Source organism: Novosphingobium sediminicola, from assembly GCF_014196525.1.
Taxonomy (GTDB): Bacteria; Pseudomonadota; Alphaproteobacteria; order Sphingomonadales; family Sphingomonadaceae; genus Novosphingobium; species Novosphingobium sediminicola.
The window spans coordinates 194,002-218,395 of record NZ_JACIDX010000009.1 but is presented as its reverse complement, the minus strand read 5'-3'; the positions used below and the strand labels follow the sequence as shown (position 1 = coordinate 218,395).

Genomic DNA, 24,394 nt, shown 5'->3' with positions numbered 1-24,394 from the left:
CGGCCATCGGGTGCCAAAATTGCATGGACCCGCTTGAGGCCCGCCTGCCTGATGGATCAAAAGCCCGATCCGCGATCCGCTCTCCATGGCACGCTGGCCAGCGCGGCGCGCAGAGTTTGCAGAAAAGCATTGGTGCGTCCGCTGCGCCCATGCCGCGCATGCAGCAGCGCCACGACATCCGCCGCAGGCGGCGCCCAGTCGGGCAGGATTTCCACCAGCCGTCCCGCCGCCAGATCCCCGGCCACGTCCCATTCGCTGCGCACAATCACCCCAAGGCCCGCCAGCGCCCAGTCGCGCACGATTTCTCCATCATTGCTCGACATGGCGGGATGGACACGGACGGTCATCCGCTCCTTGTCGGCATGCATAAAGCGCCAAAGCGTGACGTCCTCGTTGTTTTCCCGCAGCGCAAGACAGCGGTGAGCGATCAGGTCATCGGGCGTGACTATGGGCGGATGGCCTTCAAGATATGCAGGCGCGGCGCAAAGAATCCTCCGGTTGGGCGCCAGTGTCGTCACCAGCCTGTCGCTTTCCGGCAAGGCGCCGATATGCACGACAATGTCCCAGCTTTCGCTGACCTGCCGGATGGGGCTGTCGGATAATTCCAGCGTGACGGTCATTGCCGGATGGGCCCGCACAAAGGCCTCGACAACCGGGCTGACATAGCGCCTGCCAAAGCCGTAAGGGGCCGCCACGCGCAAATGGCCCCGGATCTGGCTGGTGCGACTGGCCAGCCTTTCGCTCAGCGCTTCGATGGCATTGATGATCTCGACGCCTTCCGTAGCGATCATCTCGCCTTCATCGGTCAGGTTCAGCCCGCGCGAGCTGCGCTCGATCAGCTTGACACCCACCCGTTCCTCCAGCGCGCGCAACCGCTGCGTCACCGCAGGCGGGGTCACGTTCAGGTTGCGCGCCGCCTCGGCCAGCGAGGGCGAGGCGGCCAGAACACGGAAAAATGTCAGATCTTCGGTGGTGATCATTAGGCTCGATCTTAATGTTCTATATAGATCATATTAATTGCAGCATTCATGCTTTGCCATATCATCACCGCCCAGGCAACCGGCCCGGCGATGGACAGGTGCCCATTTTACAAAGCGTGAAAGATGCTGTCCATGATCTCTGCGCCCGTTTGTGACCTTATCTATATCAACGGCGAATGGCGCCCGCCTGCGCGTTCCGCGCCTGCCATTCCAGTCATCAGCCCGGCAACCGAACAGGTGATCGGATCGGTGGCCCAATCCAGCGCCCTTGACGTGGATCAGGCCGTGGCCGCCGCAAGAGCCGCTTTCCCCGCCTTTTCCGCCACCACGCCTGCGCAGCGTATCGCCCTGCTTGGCCGCATTCTGGCGCTGATGGAGGAGAGGGCAGAGCCGCTGGCACAGGCAATCCGTCAGGAGATGGGGTCGGCCATCGGTTTTGCCCGCTCGGCCCATGTCCCTTTCGGGCTGGCCCATATCCGCGCCGCCGTCGAGGTGCTGGAGCGCTTCCCCTTCCTCACCCCTCAGGGCAGCACCGCCATCGCCCGCGAGGCCATTGGCGTATGCGGGCTGATCACTCCATGGAACTGGCCGCTCTATCAGATCACCGCCAAGCTGGCCCCGGCGCTGGCGGCGGGCTGCACCATTGTGCTCAAACCCAGCGAATTGTCGCCTTTCAGCGCCCATATGCTGGCCCAGATCCTGCATGAAGCCGGAACGCCCCCCGGCGTGTTCAACATGGTCACCGGGCTGGGCGAAGAGGTCGGCGCGGCAATTGCCGCCCATGGTGACATTGACATGGTCTCGATCACAGGGTCCACCCGCGCCGGGGTTCTGGTGGCCCAGGCTGCTGCGCCCACGGTCAAGCGCGTGACTCAGGAGCTTGGCGGAAAATCGCCCAATATCCTGCTCGACGATGCCGATTTTGCCCGCGTGGTGCCGCTGGGCGTCGCGGCGGGCCTGCGCAACGTCGGACAATCATGCAGCGCCCCCACCCGGATGCTGGTGCCGCAGGCGCGCCTTGCCGAGGTTGAGCAAATGGCCGCTGCCGCTGCCGGGGCGCTGGTTGTGGGCGATCCCGCGCTGGAGACCACTGACCTTGGCCCGGTGGCCAATCGCAACCAGTTTGACAAGGTCCAGCGCATGATTGACATCGGCCTTGCCGAGGGGGCCCGACTGGTTTGCGGCGGGCCGGGCAGGCCGGATGGGTTTGACCGGGGGTTCTATTGCCGCCCCACTATCTTTACCTGTCCCGATCCGGCGATGCGCATCGCACAGGAGGAGATTTTCGGCCCCGTCCTTTGCCTCATCCCCTATCGCGATGAAGAGGATGCGATCCGCATCGCCAATGACACGGTGTACGGCCTTGGCGCGCATGTGCAGTCGGCCGATCTGGACCGGGCGCGCCGCGTGGCGGGCCGGATTCGTTCAGGACAGATCCATATCAACCATCCCGCATGGGACGGCATGGCAGCCTTCGGCGGCTATAAACAATCGGGCAATGGGCGCGAATATGGCCGTTTCGGGCTGGAGGAATATCTCGAGACCAAGGCCATACTGGGCTACTACCCGCAATGAGCGGCGGCTTCGGGGCGTGTATTCCGTCCCGCCGGGCGGGTTCATGGCCTATGCCTTTGCCGCGCATGTGTGGCGGGATGCTTAATCCCAGCCTTAATTGAACATGCAAGATCCATTAATTGTGCGCGACATTTACCCTCGGCACAATGACCCCACAAGACCAGCAAGGAACATGATGGTGAGCCATGCAAACACCCTTGGGCAGGCTGCCCAAACCTCCGCTCCGCTGCGCCTCGACGCACTTGAAACGCCCTGCCTGATCCTTGATGCGGATCGCATGGAGCGCAATATCGCCCGGCTGCGAGACAGGCTCGCACCGCTGGGTGTGGCGCTGCGTCCCCATCTGAAAACGGCCAAATCAGTCGAGGTCGCCCGCCATGTGATGAGCAGCCCGCAGGGGCCGGCCACCGTCTCTACCCTGAAGGAGGCCGAGTTCTTTGCCGCCGCCGGAGTGCGCGACATCATCTATGCCGTGGGCATCACGCCTTGGAAACTGGCCAAGGTCATCGAATTGCGCCGTCAGGGTGTCGATCTGGCCGTGGTGCTCGACACGGTGGAGCAGGCCGAGGCCGTGGCGGCCGCCTCACGCGAAGCGGGCATTGCCATTCCCGTGTTGATCGAGATCGATTGCGACGGGCATCGCTCGGGCGTGGTGCCCGATGATGCGGCGCGGCTTGTCGCGATTGGCCGGGCACTGATCGATGGCGGGGAATTGCGCGGCGTCCTCACCCATGCCGGGGGCAGCTATGGCGCGCGCGGGGTTCAGGCCCTGCAACAGGCTGCCGAACAGGAGCGCAAAAGCGTGGTCGATGCCGCCGCCATCCTGCGCGGGGCGGGCCTGCCCTGTCCGGTGGTCAGCCTTGGTTCCACCCCGACCGCGCATCATGCCCTCGACCTGACGGGCGTTACCGAGGTGCGGGCCGGCGTCTTTGTCTTTTTCGACCTGGTCATGGCCGGTATCGGCATTTGCCAGGTCGAGGATATTGCCATTTCCGTCCTTGCCACCGTGATCGGACACCAGCGTGAAAAGGGATGGATTCTGGTGGATGCCGGATGGATGGCCATGTCGCAGGATCGCGGGACCGCCAAACAGGCCGTCAACCAGGGCTATGGCGTCGTCTGCGATATTGCGGGCCATGCCTACCCGGATCTGATCATGGCCGATGCCAATCAGGAACATGGCATCATCACGCTGCGTCCTGGTTCGCAAGGCACGTTGCCCGATCTGGCCATCGGGGATCGCCTGCGCATTCTGCCCAATCACGCCTGCGCTACCGGCGCGCAGCATCGCCAATACAATGTGGTCCATGGCGAGTCCGATGTGGTGACGGGCCAATGGCAACGTTTCGGAGGCTGGTAATGAACAATGCTCCCCAACCCATCCTGACCGAAGGCGCGCCTGCTCCGGCTGGTCATTATGCTCAGGCGATCCGCGCGGGCAGCGCGCTCTATATCTCCGGCCAATTGCCAATCCGGCCCGACAAGGCGCCGCTGGCCGACATGGGCTTTGCCGCGCAGGCAAGGCAGGCCATCGCCAATATGCTGGCCATCCTTGAGGCTGCGGGGGGCAGCGCCCAAGACCTGTGTCGCGTCACGGCCTATATCGTCGGCGTGGAAAACTGGCCGGAATTCAATCGCGTCTATGCCGATATGCTGGGCGCGGCGCGACCTGCCCGCACGGTCGTTCCGGTGGCCGAGCTGCATTACGGCTATCTGGTTGAAATCGACGCCATCGCCGCGCTGCGGGACTGATCTTTCGGAGGTGAGCCATGTCAACGCCTGATCCGGCCAAATCGGCCGCAGCCACGCGGCTGCAAAGCATCGATGCCCTGCGCGGGCTGGTCATGATCTTCATGCTGCTCGACCATGTGCGCGAGACATGGCTGCTCTATGTCCCGGTGGGCGATCCGGTCGATGCGCGCACCATCATGCCTGCTTTGTTTTTCACCCGCATCACCAGCACGCTGTGCGCGCCGATATTCGTGGCGCTGACCGGCTTGTCGGCATACCTCTACAGCCGACGCCATACGCTGGCCGAAACCAGCGATTTTCTGCTGCGTCGCGGGGCTTTTCTGGTGCTGCTAGAACTGACGCTGGTCAATTTCTCGTGGCGGGCCGAACTGCCCTTTCATTTCGTGTTTCTTCAGGTGATCTGGGCCATCGGCCTGTGCATGATCGCGCTGGCGGGGCTGATCCATTTGCCGGGCAGGGCGATCCTGATGCTGGGGCTGCTCATTGTGGGCGAGCACAATCTGCTCGACGGCATTGCCTTTGCGCCCGACAGCCCGATGTTCATTCCATGGGCGATCCTGCACAAGCGCTCGCAGATCGAGCTGGCGGGCATGGTGGTCAAGTTCAACTATCCGGTGGTGCCCTGGATCGGGGTGATCTGCCTTGGCTGGTCGGCGGGGGGATGGTTTGCCGGGCTCTCATCCGAAACGCGCATGAACCGGCTGTGGCGGGCGGGGGCGGTCATGCTTGTCGGCTTCGTCCTGCTGCGCGCGCTCAATATCTATGGCGATGCGCCGTGGTTTACGGTGCCCGGTGATCGGCTGCGCACGGTGATGAGCTTTCTGGCCATGACCAAATATCCACCCTCGCTGCTGTTTCTTCTGCCGACGCTGGGCACGGGCCTGATCCTGCTTGCCGTGTTTGAGCGCGCCAACCATGCCCGCGTCACCCACTGGCTTTCGGTGCTGGGCAGTGCGCCGATGTTCTTCTATCTCTTCCACCTCTATCTGCTGCGCCTGCTCTATCTGGCCGCAAGGGCGATCTGGGGGACCAATCACGGCGATGTGTTTGGTTTCCCTTCACTGGCCTGGGTTTGGGCATTTTATCTGGCCATCATCGTGCCGCTCTATTTCCCCACCCGCTGGTTTTCGAACATCAAGAAGGCCCGCAAGGACATCTGGTGGCTCAAATATCTCTGAGCCATTCGTCCGACATCGCCCGCTCGACAGAAGGTTATCTTATGCATCCTGTTGTTCAGCCTGTTGCCAGCGACGAGCATTTGCCCGAGGCGGTTGATGTTGTGGTCGTGGGCGGCGGCATTGTCGGCACGGCTTCGGCCTATTATCTGGCGCGGCGCGGCCTGTCGGTGGCGCTGGTCGAAAAGGGCTATGTCGGTTGCGAGCAATCCAGCCGCACATGGGGCTGGTGCCGCCAGCAAAACCGCGACCCGCGTGAGATGCCGCTCTCGCTGCTTTCCATGCGCCTGTGGGATGATCTGCGCGGCGAGATCGGGCGGGATCTGGGATTTCGTCGCACCGGGCTGGTCTATGCCACCGACGATGCGGCGGTGCTGGCCGGATGGGAGGCCTGGGGGCCGGTGGCGCGCGAATTCGGGGTGGATACGCATATGCTCACCGCCGCGCAGGCCGCGCAGCGCATACCCCAGAACCGGCGGCAATGGGTCGGCGGGCTGCATTCGGTTGCCGATGGCAAGGCCGAACCTGCGCTGGCCGCGCCGGCGCTGGCCGAAGGCGCGCGGCAATTGGGGGCGACCATCCATCAGGGCTGCGCGGCGAGGGGGCTGGATCTGACGCAAGGAAGGATTTCCGGGCTGCACACCGAACGCGGCACCATCCGCGCCGATGCGGTGCTTTGCGCGGCGGGCGCCTGGGCCTCGACCTTCATGCGGCGCCATGGCGTCATATTCCCGCAGGCCAGCGTCCGCCAGACAGCCTTGCGCACCAAGCCGACCGTCAATCTGGGCGAGGTGCTTTATTGCCCCGATCTGGCCATGACCCGGCGGCTTGATGGCAGCTATACGCTGGCCATCAGCGGGCGTGCGACGCTTGAAATCACCCCGCAGGGTCTGCGCTTTGGCCGCGAATTCATGCCGCAATTCATCCAGCGCCTTAAGGCGGTGCAACTGGGACTGGGAGGCTCCTTCTTCTCCGGCCCTGAATCCTTGCCTGCGTTGTGGGGCCATGATCCCGCCATTTTCGAGAATACCCGCGTCCTTTCCCCCGCGCCCAACCGCAAACTGGTGGCCGCGATCATGGCCAATCTGGTTGCGACTTTCCCCCAACTGGCCGGGCTTGAGATGGATGCGGCATGGGGCGCCTATGTCGATTGCACGCCCGATGCCGTGCCCGTGGTGTCGGCGGTGGAGCAGATTGGCGGGCTTTACCTTGCTGCGGGCTGTTCGGGCCATGGGTTTGGTCTTGGCCCCGGCATCGGCCATCTTGCCGCTGAACTGGTGGCCAATGATCGGCCCAGCGTCGATCCCACCCATTTCCGCCTCGACCGCCTTGTCGACGGATCAAGGATCAAGGTGGGGTCGCTTTAGCACGCAAGAGGCGGTGCGGGTTGCGCAGTGGCTATTCCGATTCCGGTGGCCAGTCCGCTTCTTCCCAATTCCAGATTTGCGCAAACCCTTGCTCGATCAGCCATGCCGGAACATGGGTTGCCGGTGCAAAGGCGCGGCTCGGATCGGCCAAAGCGCGGATGCGCCGCAATTTGTCGGGCCTGCCTTGAATGATCGCGGCCATCGCCACGGTCTGATATCTGTCGCAAACGACGGCGCCCAGATCGATGGCGATGGCGCGGCGCGTCTGATCAATATCGTAATGCGGCCAGGACACGCGCATGGTCAACGGGTCCTGAAACCAGCGCTGCTCGATGCCGATGCGCTCGGCCATCGCATGCAGCTCATCCAGATCCGGCGAGAACATGTGACACATCAGCCGCCCGCGCAGGGCATGAATGGCGCTGTCGACATAGACACTCATGGGACACTCATGGCGTTACCGGCGATTGCACTGTTATTCCCGTCTGTCTAGTCTGGCTTCTGGAGGCCCGAGCATGTCCGACCATCCATCGCTGATCGCCGCGTTTGACCGGTTGAACCTGCCCGGCGATATGCGCGCGTTGATCATCCGCCATCATAGCGAAGCGCATCGTTACTACCATACGCTTCGCCATATTGACCTCATGCTGGGTCAAATCCCGGTCGCTCATACCTTTACACCCGAAATGACCGCCGCGACGCTGTTCCATGACATCATCTACGACCCGGCCCGCAGCGACAATGAGGAATTGTCGCTGGCCATGTTCCAGTCTGCCGCAGACATCTTCCTGCCGTCTGAGCCGCTCGACAAGCGGCTGGTTGAGGAGATGATTCTTGCGACCAAAAGCCATCATTTCCGTGATGAAAGGACGGCGCAGGATCGGGCGGTCAACCTGCTGCTGAAGGCCGATCTGAGCATCCTGTGGCATGCCGATCCGGCAGTGTATGCATGGTATGCGGCGGGTGTTCGTAAGGAGTATGGCTTTGTGCCGGAGGCCCGGTTTCGCGAAGCTCGGGCAATAATCCTGATGCGGCTTCGTGACGATCTGCTCCGCAGCGGGCAACTCACATTGGCGGAGCAGGGCATGTTGAAGCGCAATATCGGGTGGGAGATGGGCTGAAGCGGCCTTGGCCGGAAGCGGACAGGGTGTGCAGACATAGTTTGATACAATGATGCGAATTAATCGCAATAAATGCCTTGCAAATGATAGTGATTCGCATTTACAGACTGTGGCATCGCGGTTGACGCGAGTTTGCAATCCTTGGGGGCCACATGAACTATCGTTCCTCGCCGCGCGCCGCGCGGCGGACCTTTCTCGCCTTGTCCTGCATCGCGCCCGCTTTGGCCGCTCCCGCTCAGGCCCAGCAGCAGGAGCAGAATCTGGGCAGCTTCGCGGTGACCGACAGCGTGGTGGTCGAACCCACGCGCAAGCTGGAATCGCCCAAGCGCACGCGCCCGGTGCGCGATACGCCCCAAACCATCACGGTCCTTGGCCGCGCCGAGATCGAGGAGCAGAACCTGCTGACCCTGCGCGATGTGCTCTCCACCGTGCCGGGCATCACCTTTGGCGCGGGCGAGGGCGGGGGCGGCTATGGCGACGCCATCACCTTGCGCGGCTATAGCGCCAGCAATGACATCACCGTGGATGGCGTGCGCGACAGCGCGCAATATACGCGCACCGACCCGTTCAATCTGGAAACCATCGAAATCACCAATGGCGCCAATTCGGTTGTCTCGGGCGCGGGATCGGTGGGCGGACAGATCAATCTGGTGACGAAAAAGCCGCTGGCCCGCAATGAAAGCGTGCTGAGCGCCGGGGTGGGCACCGCCGATTATTACCGCGCCACGGCCGATATCAACCGCACCATCGGCGAGCAGACCGCCTTTCGCCTGAACGCCATGGCCCACAAAAACCGCGTTCCGGGCCGCGAGGTAGAGAATTACAAGCGCTGGGGCATCGCGCCCGCGCTCACCTTCGGCCTTGGCACGCCCACGCGCTACACGCTGCAATATGTCCATCAGGAGGACACCAACGTCCCCCAATATGGACTGCCCTATTATAATGGCTTGGTGCAGGGTGTGAGCCGCAGCGACTATTTCGGCTATCGCAATGTTGATCGCCAGCGCAGCGTCGTCAATCAGGCCACCGGCATTTTCGAACATGATCTGGGTGCGAAAGTCTCGCTGCGCAATCTGGCGCGCTGGCAACAGGTGACGCAATTCACGCTGGTCGATCCGCCGCAGGGAACATGGTGCCTGACCTCGACCAATCTGACGCCCACGGGGGCTTCATGCGGCACCGTGCCCGCAGGATATTACCAGCCCAGCGGCCCGCGCGGCAACACGCGCAAAAGCACCAATGACCTGTTCTTCGATCAGGTGGACCTGAAGGCGGTGTTCAACACCGGGCGGATCGAACATACGATCGACCTTGGCGCAGCGATCAGTTGGGAGAAATATCATCTTTCCAGCGGCAGTTCGCTGCGTAACGCCGATGGCACATCGCCCACGCTGCCGCTGATGGCCATCGCCAATCCCGACAGTGTGGTGGCGGGCAGCAACAGCGCGCTGGCCTATGGCAGCAACACCTATACCGGCCCGATCAACTATATCGAAAGCGCGCGCCAGACCGGCGAGCAGTCGAATTATGCTGCCTATTTCTTCGACACGATGAAGCTGGGCAAGGTGGAGCTGAACACCGGCGTCCGGCTTGAGCACAACACCGGCAGCTATCGAGCCGATACCGTATCGACCGCCGCCGCCACGCTGGGCGCGGTGACGCCGGGCACCACGTTCCGCAATTCGGCCACGCTGTTTTCCTATCGCGTGGGCCTTGTTTACAAGCCGGTCGAGCCGGTCAGCCTCTATGTCGCCTATGGCAATTCGCGCACGCCCTCCAAGGCTTCGGTCAATGGTTCATGCAGCGCGGCCACGTGCAACATCGACCCGGAATCGGCCAAGAATTACGAGATCGGCGTCAAGGCTGAAGTGCTCAGCGGCCTGCTGCTGACCGCATCAGTGTTTCGTAATGAACGCGACAAATATGCGGTGGCTTCCAACGATCCGGCCATTCCCGATCAACAACTTAACGGCAAATCGCGGGTGGATGGCATCACGCTGGGCGCCAGCGGCAATGTCACGTCGCGCCTGCGCGTGACGGCCAATTACACGCATCTGCGCGGGCGTCTGCTCCAGTCGGTGTCGAATTACTGCATCGCCAATCCTTCGACCACCTGCGGCAATTCGGCGACCAACCGCAACCCGCTGGGCGGCACGGCGCTGCAGAACACACCCGAGGATGCGGGCAGCATCTTTGCTACCTACAGGCTCTTCGACGGCCTGACGCTGGGCTATGGCGCGACCTATCAGGGCAGCTTCGCCTTTGCCTCGCCCACATATGTAGCGGCCACCAACAGCCTGACCCCGGCCACTCGGTCGCAGGCCTATTGGGTGCATCAGGCCTCGCTGGCCTATGAGATCAACAAGCGGGTCTCGCTCCAGCTCAACGTCAAGAACTTCACCGACAAGCTATATTTCACCCGCATCCGCAACAATGGCTGGGCCACGCCGGGTGATGCGCGTTCTGCGGTGCTGACGATGAATGTGAAGCTGTAATTTCCCATCTTTCCTGCCTTTCGAGGCGAAAGGCGGGGAAGGCCGGCATGGCTGGATCACAGCATGTTGCGATCATGCTTTGGGCTGCCATGCCGGTTTTTTGATCCTGAGGGCATCTGGATGATTATCGAAATTCCCGAGGTCTTCTCGCGCGATGAATGGCGCGAGATCCGCCTGTTGCTGGAAACCGCCGATTGGGCCGACGGGCGCGCCACCGCAGGCCATCGCGCCGCGCGGGTGAAGGATAATGAGCAGTTGCCGCTTGATCATCCGCTGGCCCGGCAATTGGGCGACAGGGTGCTGGAGCGGCTGGGCCAGACGCCCGCCTTCATCGCGTCCGCCTTGCCGCTGCGTCTGCTCCAGCCGCGCTTTTCCCGCTACGATGGGCGCGGGCGCTATGGCAGCCATGTCGATAACGCGCTGTTCCCGGTTCCGGGCAGCGGTGATTTCGTGCGCTCCGACATTTCGGCCACGCTGTTTTTCAGCGACCCGGAAGAATATGATGGCGGCGAGCTGACCATTGAGGACACTTTTGCCACTCATCAGGTGAAGCTGCCCGCCGGGCATATGGTGGTCTATCCCAGCTCCAGCCTGCACCGGGTCGAGCCGGTGACGCGCGGGCGGCGCTATGTCTCTTTCATGTGGGCGCAAAGCTTCGTTGCCTCGCCCGAACGGCGGCGGATGTTGTTTGAACTGGACGGAGCGATCCAGCAATTGTCGATGGATGTGCCCGAGCATAGCTCGCTCGATGAATTGACCCATCTCTATCACAATCTTCTGCGCCACTGGTCGGCCACATAGTGGCACGGTGTTCGGGCGGCGCGCAAAAATGGATGAGCCGCTTCACCATCTCGGTCATGCAGGCTACAGGCCTTGCGATGACCGAGATGAATTTGACCCCGCTCGAACGCGCCGCTCGCGCCATGTATGATAATGTTCAGCCTGATTGGGACTGGAGCGATCCCGACGCCGAACCCATGCGCAAAATTATCGCGATAATGCGCGCGTGGCGTTGATGGCCATCATGGAGCCCAGCGCCGCGATGCTCGGCCGAGGTGAAGCCAAGCTTGAAAATGCAGACTGTCTGGCCGTTTGGCAAGCTATGGTGGCGGCCATGCTGCAAGGCGAATGAAGCCCGCCATCCGGAGCGATTGTTGAGATCGCTCCGGATGGCCGTTTTAACAGTCAGGCGCTGGCTTTTTTCAGCGCCGCCTTTTCCCGCTCGGCCTGCCTTGCGGTCACTTCCTCGGGCGTGGGGATGATCTGGCGCAATTCGGCGATGGCCTTATCCGCATCGATGAACATGGCGGCGGGGCTATCGGCATCGCCGGGATTGCCAAAGGCAACCCACATCCAATCACCGACCGCGCGCGGGGCGATCATGGTAAAGCCCTTGAAACCGCGCGCCTTGGCCAGCAAGGCGGCATGCAGCATCAGCGCGTCCATTTGGGCGAAGGGCGAGCTGATGGGGGCGCTTGCGGTATTGACCTGATAGAAGCGGGAGTTCTTGATCGGCTCCTTGCCGATCATCCGCGACTTGTCTGTGTTCCAGACAATCTTGCTCAGCCTTTCATAGTCATCCACCTTGGCATAGGTCAGGATGTTGCTGAAAAGCGTGCGATTGTTGGTGTCATTCTGCAATTGGGTGGCCAGAATGCGGCGGCGCATCACGTCCCATTGCTCGTCGCTGCCGGTGGCCAGAACGCCGGTCAGTTGATCCTTGGGCGCATCCTTGCGCAGTTTGTCGACCAGCAGGAAACGCGCGCCATAGCTGATCGAAGACCATTCGCTGCGCGCCCCGAACATCCGCCGCGCCTGATCCAGCCTGCCCTCGCGCACCATTTGCAGGATGCCCAGAAAGTCCAGCTTTTCCACCACGCCCGCGCGGTCGTTCTCCGGCTTGCCCTCGGCATCGCGCGCTTCAAGGTTGGCTCGCGCCTCCCCGGCGCGGGCCTCTGCGCGGGTCCAGTCCCCGGCCAGCGCATGCGTGATCGCGGCATCGGCCAGCGGGGCACTGTTCTTGGAATCGGTGACCACAGCTTGCGCACGCACGATCACCGCTTCGCGCAGGGCCGCGGCGGCGGCAAGCTGGTTCTGATCTTCCAGCCGGTTGGCATGGATCATGGCGCTGGTGATCACCATGCGATCGGCTGCGGCAAGATAATTCTCGGCCAGCCCGCCATCCTTGCGGTTGGCCCAGCCGAAATCCTGGCCCGTCATCACCGGCACAAAGGAATAGGGCGCCGCAACCGCCGCCGCCAGACCCGCGTCCCGCGCGCCTGCGGCATCGCCCATGCGGATGCGCGCCGCCGCCTCAAACCGGTCGAGCGAGATGCCCATGCTGCGCTGGAAATAGGGGTTGCTGGTCAGGCCCTCGGCAGCCGCTTCGGCGCGGGCCTGCACCACATCGGCCAGCGCCTTGTCATAGTGCTTGGCCTCGATGTTGTGCGCCGCCCGCGCCAGCAGCAGAGGCAGGCGGCGCAGCGTGTTCTTTTCACGATGGGCCGGATCGTCGATCAATTGCGAACAGATCGCCACCCCCGCCTCGCCAAAAACACGCTTTTCGGGCGAGGGCAATTCCGGGCGGGGCGCAAACAGCGCCAGCAAGGTCACCGCTCCGACAAAGCGGGCGAAGCTTTCCGCATCACTCATATGCGGCGGGTTGCCGTCACAGCGGATGTGGAGCGAGGGCAGCTTCGCATCCGGCGTGGCGGCCGCCGGAACCGGCACAGGCGGTATCGCTGCGGCCTCTTGCGCGGCGACCTGCTCTGCACAGAGCGCAGCCAATGCCACACCCAGCACGGCGCGCATCGCGCGCCGCGACAGCGAATGATCTTGCATGAAATATCGTCCCCCGTTTCTTCAGCCTTTCAGGGTAGCGGGGATGAAGGCCGTTGCAAGAGGGTAAGGCGCCGGCATGGAGGAAAGCGGCGCGCAGCTTTTCAAGGCAGATCGATGATTACCGGCCCCATTTCGCCGGAAAAGCGAAAGGGCATCGGGATATCGCGGCTGATCGCCGTGCCCGTGTTACGGCCGATCCCGACACCTTCCTGTCCAAAGTAATTGGGCGCCGTGGCGGGCAGATGCATCTCAACCGGTTTTGCGTCGTCGACGGAGAGCATTACCTTGGCTCCGGCACCCGGAGCAGCGCCATCGGCAACCACGCGCAGGTCAATTTTGTGCGCGCCCTTGCCCAGTATCGCGGGATGGGTCAGCCGCCCCAGCGGTTGAGGCTCACAGCGGTAGAGGAAAGTGGCGCGACCACGGATGATGTAGAGCCCCCAGCCAAATGGGAAACCTCCCTGCGAAATCAGCGTGCCATTATCCTGTTGTCCGTTGATGGTGATCGGGACATTGAGCGACCAGTTGCGATTGCGGATATTGGGGAATGCCTCGTCCGAAAGCGGGCGCTCCTGCCGCCAGTAGGTAAAATGTGTGCGTCCATTGGCCCAATAGGGGCGCCGGTCATCGCGCGTGCGCGGCCCGATCGGCATATCCAGCAGGCCAAAGCCATTCTCATGCATCGCAGCATCGAAACCCTGACGCATATCGGCCAGCAGCGCCGGATTTTGCGCCGCGACATCGCGCGATTGCGAATAATCATGGTTCAGATCATAGAGCGCCCATGGCCACTGGGCCAGCGGCGTCCAGGGCTTGGCCTCCCATGGCAATTTAGGCGGCAGGCTCGATGCCAGCCATCCATCGCGATAGAAGGCGCGATTGCCCAGCATCTCGAAATATTGCGAGCGATGCCTTTCGGGCGCATCGGCATGGTCGAGCGTGTAGAGAAGGCTCTGCCCGTCCAGCTTCATCTGGGCCACGCCATCCACGGTCTCGGGCGCGGTGATGCCGATGGCCTCGTAGATGGTGGGGGCAATGTCGGTGACATAGCCGAACTGGTGGCGCATTTCGCCGGGGCGGGCGATGCGCTTGGGCCAACTGATCACCAATCCGTCGCGGATGCCGCCCAGATGCGAGGCGACCTGTTTGAAATATTGGAACGGCGTGTCCATCGCCCATGCCCAGCCTGCGGGATAGTTCTCCGCCGACCATGGCCCGCCCAGATCCCCCATCTTGCCCCAGTCATAGGCCAGCGTGGTGTGAGGCCCATTGAGCGCGCCCAGCACCGAGCCTTCCCGCCCGCCTTCGGCCGAGGCGCCATTGTCGCCGTCGATATAGAGGACCAGCGTATTGTCCCACTGGCCCGTCTCTTTGAGCGCAGCGACGATCCGGGCGAATTGGGCATCGAAATAGGCGCGCTGGGCGGCATGGACTTCCATCAACCGGGCCGCCACCGCCTTTTGCCTGGCGTTAAGACTGTCCCACGCCGGAATTTCGGCCGGTCGCGGGGTCAGCACGGCATCCTCCGGGATGATGCCCATGCGCTTTTGCCGGGCGAAGGTTTCTTCGCGCACCTTGTCCCATCCCTGATCGAAGCGGCCTTTGAAGCGGGCGATCCATTCGGGCGGCGCCTGATGCGGTTCATGCGCCGATCCGGGGGCCAGATAGGCGAAAAACGGTTTGGTGGGGGCAATCGAGACATGCTGGCGCATCCACCCGATCAGATGGTCGGCCAGATCGCGGTCGAGAATATAGCCGGGCTGGCGCGGCGGATCGACCGAGATGGTGTTTTCGGTCAGAGCAGGCGTCCATTGGCTGGTCGCGCCGTTCATGAAACCATAGTAATAGTCGAAACCCAGCCCCGTGGGCCAGCGGTCGAACGGGCCTACGGGCGTGGATTCCCATTCGGGTGTAATGTGGTTTTTGCCGAACCACGCCGTTGAATATCCCGCCAGTTGCAGCACCCGCCCGATGGACGCCGCGCTCTTGGGCAGAATGCCGGTATAGCCGGGCGCGTTGACCGAAAGGTTGGTGATCGTGCCCATGTTCACATGGTGGGGATTGCGCCCGGTCAGCAGCGCCGCGCGGGTGGGCGAGCACATGGCGGTGGTGTGAAACCGGTTATAGCGCAGCCCTTGCGCGGCCAGCGCATCATAGGCCGGGGTCGGGATCGGCCCGCCAAAAGTGCCGGCTGCGCCGAAACCGACATCGTCATTCAGCACGATCAGCACATTGGGCGCACCCGCCGGAGCCACGGGCGCGGGGGCAACAATCGGCATAAGCGCGGGCGGGACCGTTTGCGCGATAGCCGCGCCGGTCAGCCGCAAAGCCTGCGCCAGAACGCAGAGCGAAGCGGCCAGTCTGCGGGGGTGTCGTGCCATTTTGTCTCCCATCGTCCCCACGGCCTCTCGAAAAACGGACCATGCTTTCCGGCATCTTTCGCCTGGGTCGATGATCGGATTACGAAAACATGGGTTCGCCCGCGACGCCCCATTCGGTTATGGGAGTCATGACTATATGGGTATGGGATAAAAGGTATGGTCGGAACGATCCGCCAGTTGGAAGTGTTCAGGGCTGTTTGTCAGGCCGGTTCCTATATGGCCGCCGCCGAGGCGCTGGGGATCACGCAGGCGGCGGTCAGCCGCCATATCAATGCGCTGGAGACGGCCTGCGCGCGTCCATTGTTCACTCGCGCGCCTGGTCGCCCCAACGTTTTGACGTCTGCGGGCGAACATTTTCGTTTGGGCGCTGACAGCCTGCTTGAGAGCGCCCGGCAATTGGGGTTCAGCGGAAGCATGGTCGTGCCGGTCCGGGTCGGTGCGGATAGTGTCATTCTCAATACGATATTGCGCACATCGCCGATGGAATTCAGCAGCGACGGCCGCAAGATCTCGGCTGATCTCCATGCCATTGCCGTGGCCCCGGACGTGGTGATGGACGCGCTTGAGCTGGATCTGGCCTATTTCACGTGTCCGATTGATCAACAGCCCTTCGCCAATGCCGAATTGTTGGTCACCTATCACAGCGGGCTTTTCGCCGCTCCCCAGGTTGCGGCGGCATGGCGGGCCAACCCGGATCGCCCGTTGCCGATCATCATGCCGCTTTCCGGTTCGCCGCTGGAGGCCATGATGATCCGCACGCTGGAGGATGCCGGGTCGCCGCCCTATGAGGCGGCGACCCATGTCGCTTTTGATCATGCTCTGGAACTGGCCTATGCCGGAGTGGGCGCGATCCTGATGAGCCAGCCCCGCGCGCGGATCGGGCTGGCCAGCGGTATGCTGGTTGCGATGGATGACTTTTGCCCGCCCCATGCGATGGGGCGTTTTGCCATCCAGTTTGGTAAGCCGACATCATTCGTCGCGAAAATGCACCGCTATCTGTCTGAATTGATTGTATCGAAATCGTGATCTGCCTTTGTGGGGCAAGCGGCTGATCGCGCAAAGCATTATGCTGCATCAAACCATATTGACCTGTCGGGCAAATGCGGCGATGAAGGCGACACACAAAATAGCAGGGATAAACCCTGCCAGGCATACGAGCGCGAGCAGCGCCACGGGGCCGTAGAATGGGAAAAGGATCCTATGTCTGCGAGCTATCCACTTTCATCCTGTATTGAATGGCAATTTACCGAAGCCGGCGCGTTGGACGCGCGTTTGCGTGCAGCCAAGGCGGCGGGCTTTGAACTGGCCGAATTTCACCTGTGGCGCGACAAGCCGGTGGACGCTCTGGCGCAGGCGTTGAACGAGACCGGCATGCGGCTGACCGGGGTTTGCGTTGATCCGCGCCGCTCGATCGTCGATCCGGCCGAGCGCGAGGAATTGGTAACGGCGGTGCGCGAAACCATCGTGGCCACCGCCAAGCTGGGCAAGCCTGACCTGATCGTGGCCTCGGGTTTTCGCGTCGAGGGGGTGAGCGAGGAAGAGCATTTCGCCAATGCCGTCGCCGCCTTGCGCGCGGCGACCGATGTGGCAGAGGAAGCGGGGGTTACGCTGCTGCTCGAACCGCTCAACACACAGCTTTTCGCCGCGATGTATTTGGTCAGCACCAAGCTGGGCCTCGATCTGGTCGAGGCGGTGAACAGCCCGAACCTGCGGCTGCTTTACGATGTCTGGCACAGCGCGGTGATGGGCGAGGATATGGCGCAGGTGCTGGCAGGCCGCATCCATCTGGTGGCCCATGTACAGGTGGCCGATATGGCCGACCGCCATGAGCCGGGCACAGGCACGCTCGACTGGGACAAGGTCATGCAGGTCTTGACCGATCTCGGCTATGCGGGCGCGATTGGGCTGGAATATTTCCCCACCCTGCCCATGGACCAATCAATCGCGCTGACCCGGCAAAAGCTGGGCTGACAAACCCGCTATCTGCCGCCGCTCGGAAGAGGATGTGGCCATGCAAGACGCAAAACTGAGCTTTGCCGAAAGGCTTAGCTATGGCTTTGGCGATATGGGAACCAGTCTGGCCTATAATATGGCCAGCGGGTTTCTGCTGTTTTACTATACCAACGTGGTGGGCCTGCCTGCGGCATCGGTGGGCACGGTGTTTCTGGTGGCGCGGCTGCTTGATGCGGTGATCGACTTTCTGGTGGGCATTGCGGTGGACAAAACGCGCAGCCGGTGGGGCCGGACGCGTGTCTATTTCCTATTTGTCGCCATGCCCTATGCCCTTGTGTCGGTCGCGGTGTTCCATGTGCCCGCATGGGGACAGGGGGCCCAGCTTGTCTATGCCTTCCTGACCTTCAAGGCATTGGGCATTCTCATGTCTTTTCAGGCCATCCCCTACACCGCGCTGATGCCGATGATGACGCAGGACGGCGGCGAACGGCTCAAACTGTCGGGAATGCGCTCGATCGGCACCTCGATCAGCGTCGTGCTGGGCACGGCGACGGTGATGCCTTTGGTGAGCGCGCTGGGCGGGGCGGATCAACAGCGCGGATTTACGCTGGTGGCGGCGCTGTTTGCCGCCGTCGGCTTTGCCTGCACGATGGCGCTGTTCCGCAATTGCCGCGAAAGGCATGAGGACCATGCCTCGCCCCGCTTTGCGATCCTGCCTGCGGTGAAGGAGATGCTGCAAAATCGGGCCTGGCTGGTGGTTTTCGGCTCCTGCCTGCTCTATTTCGCCCGCTTTGGCATGATGATGGCGGCCACGGCCTATTTCGCCATCGATGTGCTGGGCAAGCCATGGATGATCTCGGTGATGCTGCCGGCGGTAGCCGGGATGCTGCTGCTCTCGGCCTTTGTCGCGCCCGCCATTCTGGCGCGCACCGGCATTCGCAACGGCACGGTGGGGGCGTTGGCCATTGCCGCCGTGCTGTTTGCCGCCCTGCCTTTTGTGCAGGATCATGTGGGGCTCTTCCTTGGCCTTTATATCGCCGGTTGCCTTGCCACATCGATTACCATCACGGCGGCCTTTGCGATGATTGCCGAGACGGTGGATTATCACGAAGCCCAGTTCGGCACCCGCCGCGAAGGCTTGCTCTCGGCCGGTATCAGCCTGTCGACCAAGCTGGGCATGGCGCTGGGCACGGCGGGCTTTGCCTATGTGCTGGGCGCCTTTGGCTATGTGCCCGGCCATGTCAGCGACGGCGCGCGCGAGGCGATCCGCTGGACCTATAGCGGCGGCGCGGTGGTTCTGCTGGTCGCCCAAACGCTGATCATGCTGCTTTGGCCGGTCACCGGGCGCGCCAAGTCGGCATGATAGCCGCGCGCTGACATATTCCGAAACAGGATGGACGGCGCCCTTCTGATCCAACCCCCTTCTGATCCAACCTATGCAACGAAACGCGGTCTTACGCGGAAACGGAACTCACTCATGCACACAGAAGCGATCGCAATAAGCCTCGATCTGATCAATCGACACTATCAGGAACCCAACCGGAACCGCTATGAAAGCAAGTATTTCTGGGAGGAGCTTTACAGGCTGATTGCCGCATCGGGCTTTTCGGCCATCGAGATCCCCTATGAGCCGGTGTGGCAATTCGGCGGACGCAGCGGCGTGCCGATGAACCGCTATTGCGTGAACACCAAATATGAAAACGCGGCCAATTATCGCGCGTTGCTGAAGGAATGCGGGATCGAGCGCGTCACGGGCATCACCTTTGATCCCAACCTGTTCATGCGCAACGACAATCTCGGCTTCTATTTCGGCGCAACGGGCCATTTTGCCCAAGAGGCTCTGGCCCATGCCGCAGATATGGGCGCTAACTATTTCGCGATCAGCCCATCGCCCTTCTATGGCCGCATTTTGCAATATCATCCCGATCTCGAAGGCCAGAAGGAGGCCTTTACCCAGCGCACCATCGAATTGCTGGGCGGATTGGCCGCCAAGGCGGCGGAACTGGGCGTCACGCTGGTTCTGCGCCACGAATACTGGGGCCTGTTTGGCGGAGAGCAGGTTGTGTCTTTGCTCGATGCGCTGCCCGAAACGGTGAAGCTGGACCTCGACACGGCTAACCTGTTCGTTGCGGGCATCTCGGCGGCGGATTTCCTTGCGGCGCATGATGGGCGGATCGGCTGTGTGCATCTTACCGACACTGACTTTGTTGATACGGCGGATGTCTGGAAAACGCCCAATCCCGAATTCCCGTCCCACCGCGCAACGCAGGTCTTCCGCGATCCGGGCACCGGGTCGGTCGATCTCCTGGAGATCGCGGGCTTGCTGGACCGGCTGAATTATCAGGGACCGATCACATGCAGCGCCCGCCAGACGCGCGATCCGTTTCGCGCGCTGCTGCGGACCCGCTCCTTGCTCAACCAGTTTCAGAAATAAGACGGACGGAGAATCCGCTATGACCAATATTGGGCCCAACATTCGTTATGCCAACATGAGCCACTGGAAATCGATCCCCTACAAGAAGATCGATAATTTCCGTGAGTTCTATTATGAAGATAACACCAACAGCGCCTATTATTCCGATTGGGATAATATTCTGAAATATCAATCTGCGCTTGGTTTCGACGGGATCGAGATCGCGCCTTGGGATATGGCCGACATCCTGCCCCTGTTCGGCTCGCCCGAGAATTTCACGGCTTTTGCGAAAGAGCGCGGGGTGAGCGTGATCGGCATGTTCCACGGTGCGCATGCCTCCCATGCGGCGGATCATTTCGACGAGGCTGTGCGTTCCGGGCGCGAGGCGGTCGATACGATCGTGCGCTTCGGCGGCACCTATATGAACACCTGCCCGACCCAGAACTATTACGGGACCGGGCCGCTGAGCCGCGAAGAGGTGCAGCAATGCGCCAAAGTTATGAATGAGATCGGCCGCTATGCCACCGATCACGGGGTCAAGATCGGTCTGCACAACGAATTTTTCTGTGCGATCAACCTGTCGAACCATCGCGAGTTGATCGAAACAACCGATCCCAGATTCGTGCATTACTGCATCGACACGGCCCAGATCTCGATCATGGGTGAGGATCTGCTGAAGTTCTATGACGACTATCACGAACGCATCAGCACATTCCACCTCAAGGACACGGCCTCGTCCAATCAACCCGACAGCCTGCGTTTCTCCCAGGACCCCGAGATCACCGATGATGGCATGCGCTGGTTCTGGGAACCGGGCATGGGTAATCTGGACCTCAAGGGCCTCTATCGCCTGCTCAAACAGCACGAGTTCAAGGGCTGGATGTCGATCGAATATGACGGCTCGCCCGACCTTTTGGCCTCTATGGCGATGACGCGCTATTATCTGGATAAGGAATTGCGCCCGATCTACGATTGAGCGTCGGCCATTTCGACCGGATATGGGATCACTGCCTGCACATTTGGCCGAAACGGGGGCGGGTGCAGGCAGTGAACCAATCTGCGGAACTTTAGCGCGGGGGCTGGACGATGTTCCCCGCGGCCCTGCGCCCATAGAACCCCAGAACGAGGAGCAGGAAAACGCCCCCGCTGATGCCCAGAGCGGGCAGCAGACTATGGTCCGGGCCTTCCAGAGCATGCGCGAGTGCGTCACCGGCCGCCGTACCTGCCGCGCGCACCATGCCCACCGCCAGCCAGTAATACCAGCCTCCGACCAATCGGCCCCGACCGCCGCCGATAAACACCAGCGCCAGCAGCCCGCTCAGCCAGACCGTGGCCATGGCGGGGAAGAGCGGTGGGCTGGTCAGGCCGAAGGAGGTGAAATCCCCCATGATCGTCCCCCATGCACCGGCCATCATCATGCACAGCCAATAGGCCCAATCCACTTTGGCCGCTCCATTGTCGGCAACGCCCCCGCCCAACCAGCGATAGGCGGCCACGGCCAGCACGAAAGCCAGCGACACAACCGGCAGCGATACGGCAAAGCCCAGATGAAAATCATGGAAAGCATCGCCAATATTGGTGGCGGCGGTGCGCACCGTAATGATCGCCAGCCAGAACAGCAGCGGCAAGGCGGGCCGCAAGACCCGTTCGGCAATCAGGATCGCGCCAAGCAGCAGCGCAAGCCACGGCAGGCCGGACAGATGTCCGATCCCCAGTTCATCGGAAACATAGTCCCCGGTGTTGGTGCCAAACACACTCGCCGCGATAAGAGTGATCCAATAGACCGCGTTAATTCTGGGCAGGCTGTTCATGTCTGGCTCTCTTTAATCATCGCGGGAACGAAGTTCGTGCCGGCCCAGCCGGAACGCGACTTGATAGCGATCATCCGTCCAGACGTGGCTTAACCCATTCCGATCAAAGAAGATGGATACAATTTACCAACCTGATGCCTGAGGATCAGAGGCGAGGGGTCTAGGCGGGGGCCTCTAATGCGCGCTGGCGCGACATCGCTTCAATCGCCTGATGGCGGGCCGTGAGGAGCGGCGGGACCGGATCGCCTTCGGGGTAAAATTCCATGGCAATCCAGTCATGATAGCCTAGGCGGCCCAATTCACTGTAAACGCGCTGGAAATTAAGCTCGCCGGTGCCGGGCGCGCCGCGCTGGGGCGAATCGGCGATATGGATGAGGCTGATATCCTTGATGAGCAGTTCGAGCGTTTCCAGAACATTGCCATAGGCTCGCTGCTCGTGAAATATATCGAACAGGATCTTGACGTTCGGCTTGTTCACCTGCTGCAAAATTGACTTTGCCTGACGCGCGCCGGTCAGGAAGCATGTCGGATTTTCAAACCGGTCGATGGGTTCGATCACCAGCTCGATTGAGGCGGCAGCGGCAAGTTCGGCCGCCTTTTGCAAAGCCTCGGCCACGCGGGACTGTTGCTCGGCCGGGGCCATGTCCGGTGCGACCGGGCCCGACACCAGAATGACGCGGCCGCATCCCAGCGTGACCGCGCTTTCGATCACCTGCGACAGTTCGGTGAGGAACTGCGCGGTCGCCTCTATTTTTGCAAAGCCCGTTCGCACCCCCGCCATGGCGTCGACGACCAACCCATGGCCTCTGATCCGCGAGGCGGCTTCGCGCGTTTCAGCTTTCGTCCAGTTGCGAAATTCGCCAGTCAGCTCGATTCCCTGATAACCGGCTTGGCTGATGATGCTCAACTGGCGCTCAAAGGGAATGTCGTGGCCCAACGCCCATGCCATCACCGAAAATCGCGGGGCAGGCGGCGCGGAGGCGGCCATTGCGGAAAAAGGCGTGAGAGAGGCCATGGAGGCGCCGATGGCCATCCGGCCCAACATGCGTCGACTGACGGGGAAATGGTCTGTCCGCATTGTCATCCGGCCCTTTCAGAATGGGAAAGGGCGGCGCCATCGGCCGTATCGGCGGATCTCGTATGCATAGGGTCTGCTCCTTCGGCGAGGGCGATCACAAGATCATAGCCGCCCGCCGCGTAACCACCAACTGTTGCTTGCCCGAATTGATGAAGGACCTTACCGAAAGCTCAAGGATAAGGCGTGGTACAGTTTCGGCCGACATACCATCGCGCTGATCCAGTCCGCGATGAGGGCGGTGCCGAACAGCGGCAGGATCATGGAGCGGTCGGCGGTCATCTCCATCACGATGATGATCGCCGTCAGCGGCGCGCGCACTACGCCGGAAAAATAGCCCACGATGCCCAGCACCACGATGGCTCCGCTGGCATGGGTGGGAAAGATCATCGCCAGACCTTGCCCCAGCCCTGCGCCCACCGAGAGCGAAGGGGCAAAGATGCCTCCCGGCGCGCCGCTCAGCGCCGTGGCCAACGTGGAAATCAGCTTGGCCGGGCCGAAGATCAGCGAAGTGTGATGCCCTTCGAGCAGGGCCCGAGTGGTCTCATAGCCGGTTCCCCATGACAGCCCATTGCTGGCAATCCCCGTGATCGCCACGATCAGCCCACATATCCCGGCCAGAACCAGCGGCCGCGCCTTTATTCTTGCCAGCCAGGGCGCGCCCGACCATGCCATGGCAACCATGGCGCGGGCAAACAATCCGCCCAGCAGGCCGCCGCAGACCCCTGCCAGCGGCACAACGATCAGCATGGTGCGCAGGTCCAGCGCCGCACTCATCGCGCCAAAGTAGATATAGTCGCCCGAAAGGCCCAGACTGACCAGACCCGCGATCATCACCGCCGCCATCACCTGCACCGCGACCTTTTGCTCAAACGCGGCCGCCAGTTCCTCAATGGCGAAGGCCACCCCGGCCAGCGGCGTGTTGAAGGCCGCAGCAACGCCCGCCGCGCCGCCTGCGATCACCACGCCCGAGGTAATCGGCACCCGCAGCATCCGGTTCACCGCCATCATGATCGAGGCGCTGATCTGCACCGTGGGCCCTTCGCGCCCGGCCGATCCGCCTGCCAGCAGGATCAATATCGTGCCGACAAATTTGGCCGCCGCCGTCGATGGGGAAAGCAGCGCCGCGGCTTTGGCTCCATCGGGCTTGTGACAGGCCGCCATCACCTGTGGAATGCCCGAGGCCCGTGCCAGCGGCCAGAAGCGGCGCGTGAACCAGACCACCATCATGAACAGGGCAGGGGTCAGGATCAGCGGCGCCCATGGCGCGTGGCGATAGAGCGCAAGAAAGGTGCGCTGGGCCCATTCTCCGCCTTGGGCAAACGCGATGGCCGCCAGCGCCAGCGCCATCGCGCCAAGGATCGCGGCGATCCGCGACGCCAATGTTCCGGTCCAGCGCAAGCGGGGATGCAATGTATTGGCTTGTCGGTCAATCGACACAGCGGGCCTCTTGTC

21 protein-coding genes are annotated in these 24,394 nt (G+C 62.1%); 14 read left to right on the top strand and 7 right to left on the bottom strand.

Annotated features, from left to right (window positions below; genetic code table 11):
* Nucleotides 1-56 precede the first annotated feature (56 nt).
* Entirely contained in the window at nt 57-980 is a 924-nt protein-coding gene (locus GGR38_RS13185) for a LysR family transcriptional regulator (RefSeq protein ID WP_183626233.1), read from the bottom strand.
* A 132-nt stretch (nt 981-1,112) separates the two neighbouring features.
* Between GGR38_RS13185 and GGR38_RS13180 the strand changes: the two genes are divergently transcribed.
* The 5 genes from GGR38_RS13180 (at nt 1,113) to GGR38_RS13160 (ending at nt 6,849) form a co-directional block, all read left to right on the top strand.
* Complete coding sequence (locus GGR38_RS13180) at nt 1,113-2,555, top strand: aldehyde dehydrogenase family protein (RefSeq protein WP_183626230.1); 1,443 nt, start codon at nt 1,113-1,115, stop codon at nt 2,553-2,555.
* A gap of 277 nt (nt 2,556-2,832) precedes the next feature.
* On the top strand, nt 2,833-3,915 hold the full coding sequence (locus GGR38_RS13175) for an alanine racemase (RefSeq protein ID WP_221227104.1): 1,083 nt from the start codon (nt 2,833-2,835) through the stop codon (nt 3,913-3,915).
* On the top strand, nt 3,915-4,307 hold the full coding sequence (locus GGR38_RS13170; RefSeq protein WP_183626226.1) for a RidA family protein: 393 nt from the start codon (nt 3,915-3,917) through the stop codon (nt 4,305-4,307). The genes GGR38_RS13175 and GGR38_RS13170 overlap by 1 nt, the downstream gene beginning before the upstream one ends.
* Before the next feature lie 17 nt (nt 4,308-4,324).
* Nucleotides 4,325-5,485: an acetyltransferase domain-containing protein gene (locus tag GGR38_RS13165; protein ID WP_183626224.1), complete on the top strand. Its 1,161-nt coding sequence runs from the start codon at nt 4,325-4,327 to the stop codon at nt 5,483-5,485.
* Between the two features lie 41 nt (nt 5,486-5,526).
* Nucleotides 5,527-6,849 (top strand): NAD(P)/FAD-dependent oxidoreductase, encoded by a 1,323-nt coding sequence (locus GGR38_RS13160; protein WP_183626222.1) that lies wholly within the window; start codon nt 5,527-5,529, stop codon nt 6,847-6,849.
* A gap of 31 nt (nt 6,850-6,880) precedes the next feature.
* On the opposite strand, the gene GGR38_RS13155 is transcribed toward GGR38_RS13160, so the two are convergent.
* Nucleotides 6,881-7,291 carry a DUF4031 domain-containing protein gene (locus GGR38_RS13155; RefSeq protein WP_183626220.1) on the bottom strand — a complete coding sequence of 137 codons (411 nt, stop codon included), beginning with the start codon at nt 7,289-7,291 and terminating at the stop codon, nt 6,881-6,883.
* A 73-nt stretch (nt 7,292-7,364) separates the two neighbouring features.
* On the opposite strand from GGR38_RS13155, the gene GGR38_RS13150 reads away from it, so the two are divergent.
* The 4 genes from GGR38_RS13150 to GGR38_RS24175 all read left to right on the top strand — a co-directional run bounded on the left by GGR38_RS13150 (nt 7,365) and on the right by GGR38_RS24175 (nt 11,481).
* Complete coding sequence (locus GGR38_RS13150; protein WP_183626218.1) at nt 7,365-7,970, top strand: HD domain-containing protein; 606 nt, start codon at nt 7,365-7,367, stop codon at nt 7,968-7,970.
* Between the two features lie 152 nt (nt 7,971-8,122).
* On the top strand, nt 8,123-10,465 hold the full coding sequence (locus GGR38_RS13145) for a TonB-dependent receptor (protein ID WP_183626216.1): 2,343 nt from the start codon (nt 8,123-8,125) through the stop codon (nt 10,463-10,465).
* 120 nt (nt 10,466-10,585) lie between these two features.
* Complete coding sequence (locus GGR38_RS13140; protein ID WP_183626214.1) at nt 10,586-11,266, top strand: Fe2+-dependent dioxygenase; 681 nt, start codon at nt 10,586-10,588, stop codon at nt 11,264-11,266.
* A gap of 32 nt (nt 11,267-11,298) precedes the next feature.
* Nucleotides 11,299-11,481: a hypothetical protein gene (locus GGR38_RS24175; protein WP_246404616.1), complete on the top strand. Its 183-nt coding sequence runs from the start codon at nt 11,299-11,301 to the stop codon at nt 11,479-11,481.
* Between the two features lie 169 nt (nt 11,482-11,650).
* Here GGR38_RS24175 and GGR38_RS13130 read toward each other — a convergent pair whose 3' ends face one another.
* On the bottom strand, nt 11,651-13,306 hold the full coding sequence (locus GGR38_RS13130) for a hypothetical protein (RefSeq protein ID WP_183626212.1): 1,656 nt from the start codon (nt 13,304-13,306) through the stop codon (nt 11,651-11,653).
* A 101-nt stretch (nt 13,307-13,407) separates the two neighbouring features.
* The gene (locus tag GGR38_RS13125) at nt 13,408-15,687 is read right to left on the bottom strand and encodes an arylsulfatase (protein WP_183626211.1); all 2,280 of its coding nucleotides are present in this window, start codon (nt 15,685-15,687) and stop codon (nt 13,408-13,410) included.
* A gap of 156 nt (nt 15,688-15,843) precedes the next feature.
* On the opposite strand from GGR38_RS13125, the gene GGR38_RS13120 reads away from it, so the two are divergent.
* From GGR38_RS13120 to GGR38_RS13100, 5 genes are all read left to right on the top strand, one after another.
* On the top strand, nt 15,844-16,713 hold the full coding sequence (locus GGR38_RS13120) for a LysR family transcriptional regulator (protein ID WP_183626209.1): 870 nt from the start codon (nt 15,844-15,846) through the stop codon (nt 16,711-16,713).
* A gap of 174 nt (nt 16,714-16,887) precedes the next feature.
* Nucleotides 16,888-17,658, top strand: a complete 771-nt coding sequence (locus GGR38_RS13115) for a TIM barrel protein (RefSeq protein WP_183626207.1) — start codon at nt 16,888-16,890, stop codon at nt 17,656-17,658.
* A 40-nt stretch (nt 17,659-17,698) separates the two neighbouring features.
* Nucleotides 17,699-19,003: an MFS transporter gene (locus tag GGR38_RS13110; protein ID WP_183626205.1), complete on the top strand. Its 1,305-nt coding sequence runs from the start codon at nt 17,699-17,701 to the stop codon at nt 19,001-19,003.
* Nucleotides 19,004-19,117: 114 nt separating this feature from the next.
* Entirely contained in the window at nt 19,118-20,074 is a 957-nt protein-coding gene (locus tag GGR38_RS13105; RefSeq protein WP_183626203.1) for a sugar phosphate isomerase/epimerase family protein, read from the top strand.
* 19 nt (nt 20,075-20,093) lie between these two features.
* A complete protein-coding gene (locus tag GGR38_RS13100; protein ID WP_183626201.1) occupies nt 20,094-21,029 on the top strand; it encodes a sugar phosphate isomerase/epimerase family protein in 936 nt (311 codons plus the stop codon).
* A 91-nt stretch (nt 21,030-21,120) separates the two neighbouring features.
* Here GGR38_RS13100 and GGR38_RS13095 read toward each other — a convergent pair whose 3' ends face one another.
* From GGR38_RS13095 to GGR38_RS13085, 3 genes are all read right to left on the bottom strand, one after another.
* Complete coding sequence (locus GGR38_RS13095) at nt 21,121-21,864, bottom strand: hypothetical protein (protein WP_183626200.1); 744 nt, start codon at nt 21,862-21,864, stop codon at nt 21,121-21,123.
* Nucleotides 21,865-22,024: 160 nt separating this feature from the next.
* Complete coding sequence (locus GGR38_RS13090; protein WP_183626198.1) at nt 22,025-22,948, bottom strand: TIM barrel protein; 924 nt, start codon at nt 22,946-22,948, stop codon at nt 22,025-22,027.
* Between the two features lie 153 nt (nt 22,949-23,101).
* Nucleotides 23,102-24,373 (bottom strand): chloride channel protein, encoded by a 1,272-nt coding sequence (locus tag GGR38_RS13085; protein WP_343059097.1) that lies wholly within the window; start codon nt 24,371-24,373, stop codon nt 23,102-23,104.
* Between the last annotated feature and the right edge of the window lie 21 nt (nt 24,374-24,394).

Coding starts and splice junctions, on each gene's coding strand:
- GGR38_RS13160 (WP_183626222.1), top strand. CDS start 5,527: ATGCATCCTGTTGTTCAGCCTGTTGCCAGCGACGAGCATTTGCCCGAG.
- GGR38_RS13140 (WP_183626214.1), top strand. CDS start 10,586: ATGATTATCGAAATTCCCGAGGTCTTCTCGCGCGATGAATGGCGCGAG.
- GGR38_RS13150 (WP_183626218.1), top strand. CDS start 7,365: ATGTCCGACCATCCATCGCTGATCGCCGCGTTTGACCGGTTGAACCTG.
- GGR38_RS13095 (WP_183626200.1), bottom strand. CDS start 21,864: ATGAACAGCCTGCCCAGAATTAACGCGGTCTATTGGATCACTCTTATC.
- GGR38_RS13110 (WP_183626205.1), top strand. CDS start 17,699: ATGCAAGACGCAAAACTGAGCTTTGCCGAAAGGCTTAGCTATGGCTTT.
- GGR38_RS13105 (WP_183626203.1), top strand. CDS start 19,118: ATGCACACAGAAGCGATCGCAATAAGCCTCGATCTGATCAATCGACAC.
- GGR38_RS13180 (WP_183626230.1), top strand. CDS start 1,113: ATGATCTCTGCGCCCGTTTGTGACCTTATCTATATCAACGGCGAATGG.
- GGR38_RS13185 (WP_183626233.1), bottom strand. CDS start 980: ATGATCACCACCGAAGATCTGACATTTTTCCGTGTTCTGGCCGCCTCG.
- GGR38_RS13165 (WP_183626224.1), top strand. CDS start 4,325: ATGTCAACGCCTGATCCGGCCAAATCGGCCGCAGCCACGCGGCTGCAA.
- GGR38_RS13145 (WP_183626216.1), top strand. CDS start 8,123: ATGAACTATCGTTCCTCGCCGCGCGCCGCGCGGCGGACCTTTCTCGCC.
- GGR38_RS13155 (WP_183626220.1), bottom strand. CDS start 7,291: ATGAGTGTCTATGTCGACAGCGCCATTCATGCCCTGCGCGGGCGGCTG.
- GGR38_RS13125 (WP_183626211.1), bottom strand. CDS start 15,687: ATGGCACGACACCCCCGCAGACTGGCCGCTTCGCTCTGCGTTCTGGCG.
- GGR38_RS13175 (WP_221227104.1), top strand. CDS start 2,833: ATGGAGCGCAATATCGCCCGGCTGCGAGACAGGCTCGCACCGCTGGGT.
- GGR38_RS13100 (WP_183626201.1), top strand. CDS start 20,094: ATGACCAATATTGGGCCCAACATTCGTTATGCCAACATGAGCCACTGG.
- GGR38_RS24175 (WP_246404616.1), top strand. CDS start 11,299: ATGAGCCGCTTCACCATCTCGGTCATGCAGGCTACAGGCCTTGCGATG.
- GGR38_RS13090 (WP_183626198.1), bottom strand. CDS start 22,948: ATGACAATGCGGACAGACCATTTCCCCGTCAGTCGACGCATGTTGGGC.
- GGR38_RS13115 (WP_183626207.1), top strand. CDS start 16,888: ATGTCTGCGAGCTATCCACTTTCATCCTGTATTGAATGGCAATTTACC.
- GGR38_RS13130 (WP_183626212.1), bottom strand. CDS start 13,306: ATGCAAGATCATTCGCTGTCGCGGCGCGCGATGCGCGCCGTGCTGGGT.
- GGR38_RS13170 (WP_183626226.1), top strand. CDS start 3,915: ATGAACAATGCTCCCCAACCCATCCTGACCGAAGGCGCGCCTGCTCCG.
- GGR38_RS13120 (WP_183626209.1), top strand. CDS start 15,844: ATGGTCGGAACGATCCGCCAGTTGGAAGTGTTCAGGGCTGTTTGTCAG.